At 62.2% G+C, this 9,160-nt stretch carries 7 protein-coding genes; 2 read left to right on the forward strand and 5 right to left on the reverse strand.

What is annotated here, in order from left to right:
• Positions 1-413: 413 nt before the first annotated feature.
• Entirely contained in the window at positions 414-2,672 is a 2,259-nt protein-coding gene (locus ACHWRX_RS10210) for a molybdopterin-dependent oxidoreductase (protein ID WP_394659113.1), read from the reverse strand.
• A gap of 274 nt (positions 2,673-2,946) precedes the next feature.
• On the opposite strand from ACHWRX_RS10210, the gene ACHWRX_RS10215 reads away from it, so the two are divergent.
• Positions 2,947-3,846 carry an NADP-dependent oxidoreductase gene (locus ACHWRX_RS10215; protein ID WP_394659114.1) on the forward strand — a complete coding sequence of 300 codons (900 nt, stop codon included), beginning with the start codon at positions 2,947-2,949 and terminating at the stop codon, positions 3,844-3,846.
• Positions 3,847-3,945: 99 nt separating this feature from the next.
• On the opposite strand, the gene ACHWRX_RS10220 is transcribed toward ACHWRX_RS10215, so the two are convergent.
• The 3 genes from ACHWRX_RS10220 to cysD are packed head-to-tail and all read right to left on the reverse strand — an operon-like array spanning position 3,946 to position 7,558.
• Positions 3,946-4,725, reverse strand: coding sequence for a 3'(2'),5'-bisphosphate nucleotidase CysQ (locus ACHWRX_RS10220; protein WP_394659115.1), 780 nt, complete (start codon positions 4,723-4,725; stop codon positions 3,946-3,948).
• Positions 4,722-6,638: a sulfate adenylyltransferase subunit CysN gene (cysN, locus tag ACHWRX_RS10225; protein ID WP_288415740.1), complete on the reverse strand. Its 1,917-nt coding sequence runs from the start codon at positions 6,636-6,638 to the stop codon at positions 4,722-4,724. Before cysN ends, ACHWRX_RS10220 begins: the two co-directional genes overlap by 4 nt.
• On the reverse strand, positions 6,638-7,558 hold the full coding sequence (cysD, locus tag ACHWRX_RS10230; protein WP_058736636.1) for a sulfate adenylyltransferase subunit CysD: 921 nt from the start codon (positions 7,556-7,558) through the stop codon (positions 6,638-6,640). The genes cysN and cysD overlap by 1 nt, the downstream gene beginning before the upstream one ends.
• Positions 7,559-7,643: 85 nt before the next feature.
• On the opposite strand from cysD, the gene ACHWRX_RS10235 reads away from it, so the two are divergent.
• Entirely contained in the window at positions 7,644-8,732 is a 1,089-nt protein-coding gene (locus tag ACHWRX_RS10235; protein ID WP_394659116.1) for a helix-turn-helix transcriptional regulator, read from the forward strand.
• A gap of 17 nt (positions 8,733-8,749) precedes the next feature.
• Here ACHWRX_RS10235 and ACHWRX_RS10240 read toward each other — a convergent pair.
• On the reverse strand, positions 8,750-9,160 hold a 411-nt coding region (locus ACHWRX_RS10240), incomplete at its 5' end, for an LLM class flavin-dependent oxidoreductase (RefSeq protein WP_394659117.1).

Consider the following 9,160-nt stretch of genomic DNA (forward strand, 5'->3'; position numbering starts at 1 on the left):
ATCGGCGAAGCTGGCGCCAGGTTGGCGCTGGACTGCGTGGCGGGAGAAGCGTCGGGGCGGTTGGCCGCCTGCCTGGGCCATTCCGGTCTACTGATGGTCTATGGCAACCTTTCCGGCCAAGCCTGCGCCATCCCCCCCAGCCTGCTACCGGGCGCGGGGTCAAAGTGCAGGGATTCAGTTTGCGGCCAGACGAAGGCCGGGCCGCTCGTGCCGAGCTGCAACCGATGTTCGCGCGTTTGGCGCAACTTCTGGCAGACAATCCTGCCATCGTTCCCCCGCACACCGTGTATCCTGCCGCTCGGATCGCTTTCGCTCTTGATCACCCCGGGCCGGGACGCGCGCTGATAGCGTTAGACCGCGCGGCATGGACCTGAGTGATCCGCGCGCCGATAGACAGCGGGTTGAAGCGGCCTCTACAAGGCGACCGGAGAATTAACCCTGCGGATGTTGCAGCGAAGGCCGCGCAGGGGTTGATCGCCAGAAAAGCTTGAGAGGCGCGAGTCCGTGGGCGTGATCATGTTGGCATTGGCCTCCATCGCGCCTGACAAATCCCTGCCCGGTCCTCGCTTGGGATCCCACCAGTAACCCGCCAGGTTCACAACGCCGGGGCGCACCGCGTCCGTCAGCGCCGCCTTTTGCCGGATGGAGCCTTCGGGCCGCAGGATCTCCAGCCAGTCGCCCTCCGCCACGCCGAATTCCGCAGCCGTGTCAGGATGCATTTCCACCAGCGGCTCCGGATGGCGCGCGCTCATCTTGCGCGAATGGCGCATCGTCGATCCCATGAATTCCAGCACGCGGCTGCCGGTCAACATCTGAAGCGGATAAGCCTCGGGATCATCGACATCGGGCCGGGCGTAGGGCGGGCCGGTATAGACCGGGGTGGGCTCAATCCCGAACTTCGCGAACATGCTGGGCACCAGTTCCACCTTGCCGGAAGCGGTGGCGAAGCCCTGCTGGCGATACCTCTGGTACGTGCGGCCTTCCGGCAGGAAGCTGTTCTGCTCTGCCTCCGTCCATTGCTTGTGCGTCATGCCGCTGGGTTCCAGAAAGCGATCCAGCATCGCCGTCACATCCTCTGGCCATTCTACCGGATCGAGCAGACGGCGGCCCAGGCCGGACCACAAATCGTAATCGTCGCGCCGCTCGTATCGCGGGCTCACGGTACGCTGGCCGGTGTTGAACATGCGGGTAAAGCCCCAGCGCATCGCCATTTCGTGGCGCTCCAGGAAATCGGCAGCGGGCAGGATGTAATCGGCCAGCTGCGCCGTGGGCGTCTGCCAGTGATCCATCACCACCAGCAATTCCAGTTCGTCGCTGGTGAACGCCTCACGCGCAAGCTTCGCGCCACCATAGTTCATCAGCGGTTCGCCATTCTGGACGATGATGGCCCGCACACGATAGGGATCGCCCTCCAGAACGGCGCGATAGAGGTGGGGCTGGCTGGCGAAAAGCATGTACTGCGCGGCGTAGTGGCCATCGGGCTTCACGTTCGCCATCGCCTCGCGAAAGGCGGCATAGCCTTTGACCGATGAGATCGGAATATCGTGCGCGTTCACGTTATCGCGCTGGCGGACGGGGTGGTCGATCAGCTTGCCGAAGTCGATCAGGTCCCAATAAGCCAGGGTGCGATAAGGATCATCCTCGAAGGTCTCGCCGCCCAGCACATCGAGGTTGCCGGTAATGGCGCGCAGAATCGCCTGCCCCAGCAGGGCGGAACGCGATGCACCCTCCCCGATCTGGGTCGCCGCGACGCCGAACGAAAGCCGCGCCGGCTTGCTGGTGGCATATGTCCGCGCTGCCGCCACGATCAGTTCGGCGGGAATACCGGTGACTTCGCTGGTACGCTCCGGCGTCCACTCCGCAGCGATGTCGCGCACCTGGTCGAAACCGAGGCACCAGTCTTCGACGAATTGTTTGTCGTACAGCTCTTCGGCGATGATCGTTTGGATCATGCCCAATGCCAGGGCACCGTCCGTGCGGGGCTTGATCTGCAGATGCATGTCGGCGATCGCAGCGGTCTTGGTGCGCCTTGGATCGATGACGATCAGCTTAATCGCGCCATCCGCCACCGCCTTTCGCAACGGCCCCCACCCCATCGGGTTGCTTTCCGCAGGGTTTCCTCCCCACACGATCAGGCATTGCGTGATGCCCGGGATCGGCGGCACCGTGATCGTGTCCCAGCCATAGACCGAGCATTCGGTGACGATCGGCCCCGCCCCGCAATTGCGGCCACAGTTGATGAAGTTGGGCGTGCCCCATTGCGTGATGAAGCGCCAGGTGGCCCAGTCACGCGAATGCTGCGTGCCGCCCAGCGTCGCCAAGGCTTCCGGCCCTTCGCGCTCCCGGATGTCGGACAGCTTCGCGGCGATCTCGTCCATCGCCTGCTCCCACCCGATCCGTTCCCACTGACCGTCTCCGCGCTTGCCCACCCGCTTCATGACGAAATTGACGCGATCGGGATGCTCATGGATTTCGATCGCGGCGCTGCCCTTCGGACAGAGTTTGCCTTGGTTTACCGGGTTGCCGGGATCGCCATGGAAGCGCACGGGGCGGTCATCCTCGACCTCGACGAGCATGCCGCAGTTCGTGGGACAAAGCCCGCACAGCGTGCGCTTGGTCGATCCGCCGAACTGCAGCCGGCCCGTCGCTCTATCCGCCTCGGCCATGCTCATCCTCTCGATTGCTTAATCTTGGCCACAGATCATGCGCTTGGCCATGACCGCGTGGCAAGAACGCGCTAAAACCGTCCAATGTTTATGATCACCAACGTGTAAGTGCGCGATATTGTTTACAGATCACCCCAACTCGCTGCGTCATCTACGGCAGGGAAGGCGCGTGAGACGCTTGACCGATAGTCCGTGTTCGCCCACATTTTCAGATGTGTCCAGGCGATCCGCCTGTCCTTCTTCCGCTCATCCCCGATAGACCGACAGGAATGATGCCATCATGCGTGCAGTAGCGATCAATCAGTACGGTGGCCCCGACGTTCTGGAGCTAACCGACCTACCCATGCCGCAAGTTGCCGACGGGCAGGTCCTGATTGCGGTGAGGGCAGCCGCCGTCAATCCGGCTGACGGCAAATGGCGCGCCGGGATGTTCGAACAAATCGCTCCGGTGCCGATGCCGCACGTCTTGGGCTATGACGTCGCCGGCACGATCGAGGCTGGCAGTGGCTTTGTGGAAGGAACGCGCGTGGTCGCCATGCTCAATACCTTCACCAAGGGGGGCTACGCCGAGTTCGCCGCAGTGAACGCCAGCGACGTGGCGACCATTCCAGACGACATGAGCTTCGAAACGGCCGCCGCACTGCCCACCGCAAGCCTCACTGGTGTCCAGCTCGTCGACAAGGCCGTGAACGCGCAGGCGGGGGATCGGATACTGATCACCGGCGCTTTGGGTGCTGTTGGCAGTGTCGCGGTGTGGGCGGCGCTGGAACGCGGCGCACATGTCATCGCCGGTGTCCGCGAAGGCAGGGCTGATGACGCAAAAACGATCGGCGCTTTGGAAACGGCAATCATTGGCAAGGACTGGCCAGGTGAGCCGTTCGACCATATCATCGACACGGTGGGCGGCCCGGGCGTTGCGGTGCTGGCCAAGCATCTGAAGCCCGGCGGTAAATTCATTACCGCAGCCACCGACCCGATCCCGTCAGACGGTTTGCCGGTTCAACCCGAATTCTTTGGCGTCAGCCCGAGCGGTGATGACCTGGCCCGCATCGTAGGGGCGGTGTCGACGGGCAAGCTTGCGATTGCGATCGCGAAAACCCTGCCCTTGTCAGCAGCGGCCAAAGCCCAGACGATCGTTGATGCCGGGGGGGCTGGTGGCAAGGTGATTTTGACGCCCTGATACCAGCCATCGGCGAAACAAAATGCAGCGCGGTCGTTCGAATCACGATCGCGAAAAAGCGGGGATAGGCAATTTCACCTCTCCCCGCTTTTCGATTGGTTAGGCGTCAGCCTTGGTTTCGGCGTTGAAGGCGCGCAGCGCGTTCATCACCAGATCCACATGTTCTTTCCGACAAATCAGCAGATCCGGCAGATAGACGTCAGACTGATTGTACACCAGCGGCGAGCCGTCGATGCGCGAACAGTGCAGGCCGTGGGCTGCGGCCACGGCGACGGGCGCCATGCTGTCCCACTCGTACTGCCCGCCGGAGTGGAGGTAGATATCCGCCTGACCCAGGATAACTGCCATCGCCTTGGCACCGGCTGATCCCATCGGCACCAGCTCCGCACCGATACGCTCAGCAACGCCGGTCGCTTCCGCGGCCGGACGCGTGCGGCTGACGACCATGCGCAGTTTCTCCGGCGCTGCCGGAACCGACTGCGGCTCATCCGTGCGCAGGACACGACCCGCACCCGGTAGCGCCACCGCACCGGTCACCGCTTCACCGTCGATCGCCAAACCGACATGGACAGCCCAGTCGGCCCGCTCTTCGCCGTATTCGCGCGTGCCGTCCACCGGATCGACGATCCACACGCGGCTCTTTTCGAGCCGCGCCGGATTGTCTTTTTCTTCTTCGGACAGCAGACCATCCTCCGGACGAGCACAGCGCAAGGCATGGACCAGAAACTGGTTGGCGGTCTGATCGCCCGCCTTGCCCAGCGCCTTGGCGGGGAACACGCTGGAGGCGCGAACCTCCAGCAGGATCCGCCCCGCGACCTCGGCCAGATGAGCCGCCAGAGCAGCATCGCTCATCGCGGCGGTATCGATCGGGCCGCTCATGGGATTAGCCTCTTCACGATCTCTTCAGCCGCTTCCTCGGCGGTCATCGAGGTGGTGTCGACGCGGATTTCCGGATCTTCTGGCGCTTCATAAGGACTATCGATCCCGGTGAAGTTCTTCAGATCACCCGCACGTGCCTTGGCATAGAGCCCCTTCACGTCCCGCGCTTCGGCATCGGCCAGCGGCGTGTCGATGTGGACCTCGATGAACTCACCCGGCTTCATCATCTGGCGCACCATCTCTCGCTCCGAACGGAACGGCGAGATGAAGGCGGTGATGACGATGAGACCCGCGTCGGTCATCAGCTTTGCCACCTCACCTACGCGGCGGATGTTCTCCACGCGGTCGGCATCGGTGAAACCGAGGTCCTTGTTCAGCCCGTGGCGCACGTTGTCGCCGTCGAGAAGGAAGGTGTGGCGGTTCATGCGCGCCAGCTTCTTCTCGACTAGGTTGGCGATCGTCGACTTGCCCGCACCCGAAAGCCCGGTGAACCACAACACCGCGGGGCGCTGGTTCTTCAGACCCGCATGGAACTCACGGCTGACGTCGGTGGCCTGCCAGTGCACGTTCTGTGCCCGGCGCAGCGAGAAGTGCAGCATGCCCGCAGCGACAGTGGCGTTCGTGATCTTGTCGATCAGGATGAAGCCACCCAGCGTGCGGTTCTTCTCGTAAGGCTCGAACACGATCTGCTTGTCGGTCGACAGGTTGGCGACGCCGATCGCGTTGAGATCCAGCGTCTTGGCCGCCAGGTGCTCCATCGTGTTGACGTTGACCTGGTACTTGGGCGCCTGGACAGTCGCGGTGACCATCTGCGTGCCCAGCTTCAGCCAGTACGAACGACCCGGCAGCATCTCTTCGTCGGCGAGCCACACGATGGTGGATTCGAACTGGTCCGCCACCTGCGGCGGATTGCCGGAAGAGGCGATGACATCGCCGCGCGAACAGTCGACTTCGTCTGCAAAGCACAGCGTGACCGACTGACCGGCCACCGCCTGCTGCAGATCACCATCCAGCGTGACGATGCGGCTGATCGTGCTGGTCTTGCCCGAGGGCAGGACGCGGATAGCATCGCCGACCTTGACTACGCCGGTCGCGATCTGACCGGAGAAGCCCCGGAAATCCAGATTCGGACGATTGACCCACTGCACAGCCATGCGGAAGGGCTTTTCCTGGTCCGAAACCTGATCGACCTCGACATCCTCAAGATGCTGGATCAGCGCCGGCCCCTTGTACCAAGGCGTATTTTCGCTCGGCCCCGTGATGTTGTCACCCTTGAATCCCGAAATGGGGATCGGAGTGAACTGCTTTATGCCGATCGAATGCGCGAACTCGGTGTAGTCCTTGAGGATGCCGTCGTAGACCGCTTGATCGTAATCGACCAGGTCCATCTTGTTGATGGCAAGGACGATGTTCTTGATGCCGATCAGGTGCGCCAGATAGCTGTGGCGGCGCGTCTGCACCAGCACGCCCTTGCGCGCGTCGATCAGGATCACGGCGAGGTCGGCGGTGGAGGCGCCGGTCACCATGTTGCGCGTGTACTGCTCGTGTCCGGGCGTATCGGCGACGATGAACTTGCGCTTTTCGGTGTTGAAGAAGCGATAGGCGACGTCGATGGTGATGCCCTGCTCACGCTCGGCGGCGAGGCCGTCTACCAACAGCGCGAAGTCGATTTCCTGGCCCTGCGTGCCGACCTTCTTGCTGTCGGACTCCAGCGCTTCCAGCTGATCTTCGAAGATCATCTTTGAATCGTAAAGCAGGCGGCCGATCAACGTCGACTTGCCATCGTCCACCGACCCGCAGGTGATGAACCGCAGCATGGTCTTGTGCTGATGGGTTTCGAGGTACTTGTTGATGTCCTCGGCGATGAGGGCGTCGGTCTGGTAGACCGACTCGTCTGCGATAACGTCCGACATCAGAAATACCCCTCCTGCTTCTTTTTCTCCATGCCGGCGCCGCCGGCGTCCTTGTCGATCACGCGACCCTGACGTTCGCTCGTGGTGGTCAGCAAAGTTTCCTGGATGACCTCCGGCAGGGTCTTGGCCGTGCTTTCCACAGCGCCGGTCAGCGGGAAGCAGCCCAGCGTACGGAAGCGGATCGAGCGGTTTGTGATCTCGGGCCGCTTGCCCATGACCTTTTCCAGGCGCTCAATATCGTCGGCCATGAACAGCTGGCCTTCCCACTGGAACGTTGGACGCTCTGCGGCAAAGTACAGTGGCACGATCGGCACGTCGTTCAGGTGGATATACTGCCAGATGTCCAGCTCGGTCCAGTTGCTGATCGGGAATACCCGGATCGATTCGCCTTTGTTCTTGCGGGCATTGTAGAGGTTCCACAATTCCGGGCGCTGGTTCTTCGGGTCCCAGCCATGGCTGGCGGTGCGGAACGAGAAGATGCGCTCCTTGGCGCGGCTTTTCTCTTCATCGCGGCGCGCGCCGCCAAAGGCGGCATCGAAGCCGTAGAGATTCAGGGCCTGCTTGAGACCCTCTGTCTTCCACATGTCGGTATGCAGGGCGCCGTGGTCGAACGGGTTGATGCCGCGCTCTTCGGCTTCGGGATTGTGATAGACGAGCAGTTCCATGCCGCTTTCCTGCGCCATGCGATCGCGCAGGTCGTACATCGCCTTGAACTTCCACGTCGTATCGACGTGAAGGAGCGGAAACGGCGGCGGCGAGGGATAGAATGCCTTACGGGCCAGGTGCAGCATCACCGCGCTGTCCTTGCCTACCGAATACAGCATCACCGGCTTCTCCGCTTCGGCAACCACTTCGCGAAGAATGTGGATGCTCTCTGCCTCGAGGCGTTCGAGATGCGTCAAAGTCTGTGGATCGACCATTTACCTCTCCCATTTCATTGTGGAGCTTGTTTCATGTTCGCATCAGGAGTTGACCCCCCATATGGGGGTGCGATAGATTATCGTCATGAGGCTTCAGGATGATCGTCTTCTTCGCGCTCTTTACGATGGCATTTTTGAGCAGCCGCTGTGGCAGAGCTTCCTTGATATCCTGCGCGATACGTCCCAATCCGATTTCGTCGTTGTGTCTTTCCGGTCTCCGGACGATCCCACCCTGACAAGCCTGTACTCCGGTGAGCAGGCGGGCGAGGAAGTGGATATCATCTTCACCAGACGCTTCGCCGACAAGCCGATGCCGTTCTGGGAGATGCGGGAAGACCGCGTCTATTCCATGGCGGAACTGGTCGATCGCGCCGATCCGCTGCAACGCGCCTACCATGATGAGGTGCTGACGCCATGGGGGATGACCAGCCAGTATTCCGTACGCGTGGCGGAAAAGGGCGGCACTGACGTTTGGCTGAGTTGTTTCGGACGACGGCCGTTGAGTGTCTCGGTCAGCGCCAGGCTCTCCACGTTGGCGCCCCACCTTCGCACGGCCATGCGCATGTTCATGGCGCTGGAGCAGGAGCGCTTCCGCTCGGAACTTTCGGCGGAAGCCTTTCGCAAGCTCAACTTCGGGTGGTTGACGCTGGATGCCGAGTGCCGGATCATCGACACCTCACCGCACATGGAACGGATATTCGAGCGAAGCCGCGCGTTGCGCCGGGGCCGGTACAATCGCTTGGTGGCGCAACGGCCCGCATTGGATCGGGAGATTACCGCGGCCGTCAAGATGCTCGCGCTGGACGCGGCCGCGCGTCCGATCGCTTTCAACCTGTCCCGCGATCCCCTGATGGACGTCCTGATCGCCCCGCTGAGGACCAAGGCGCTCGTATCGCAGAGCCGGCCGGTCGCCATCGTCTATGTAAACGGCGATAGGGAATCGCAGGCTGACCGCTGCGAGCAGCTTGTCGAACTTTTCGGCCTGCTCCCCAGCGAGGCCCGGCTGGCCTGGGCGATCGCGCAGGGGCTGACGATCAGCGAGGCGGCCGAGCAACTGGGCCTGACGGTCGAAACCGCACGCAGCTACTCAAAGAAAATCTACTCCAAGACCGGCGCGCGCGGACAGGCCGAACTGGTACGCAACATTCTGACCAGCGTGTTGGCGATGGCCTAAGTGGTCAGGAAAGCCGCTCAGGCCGCGATTTCCGTGTCGCCGAACTGCGGCAGTATTTCGGTCGCCAGCCATTGCACCAGGGCGAACATATCGGCTCTGTCGCGAGCCATGGCATTGATGGAGACCTGACCCACCCCAAGGGCCTGATAGGCGCGCAGCGTCTCCACAATCTTCTCTGGAGCCTTCACCGTGCCATGTTCGTATCGAACGTCGATGCTGGTGAACCATTGCAGAGCATCCGGATCCCGACCCGCAGCCATCGCAGCGGTACGCGTATCTTCCATTCCGATCGCCTGTGCTTCCGGATCAAGCTTCGACGTTATCCAGCCGTTGCCGACGCGTCCCGCCCGCCGGCGAGCGACAGGGGCGTGGCCGCCGATCAGAATCGGCAAGGGTCGCTGCAAAGGATGCGGCTTGGGATCGATCTC

This window comes from uncultured Novosphingobium sp., from assembly GCF_964277725.1.
Classification (GTDB): domain Bacteria; phylum Pseudomonadota; class Alphaproteobacteria; order Sphingomonadales; family Sphingomonadaceae; genus Novosphingobium; species Novosphingobium fluoreni.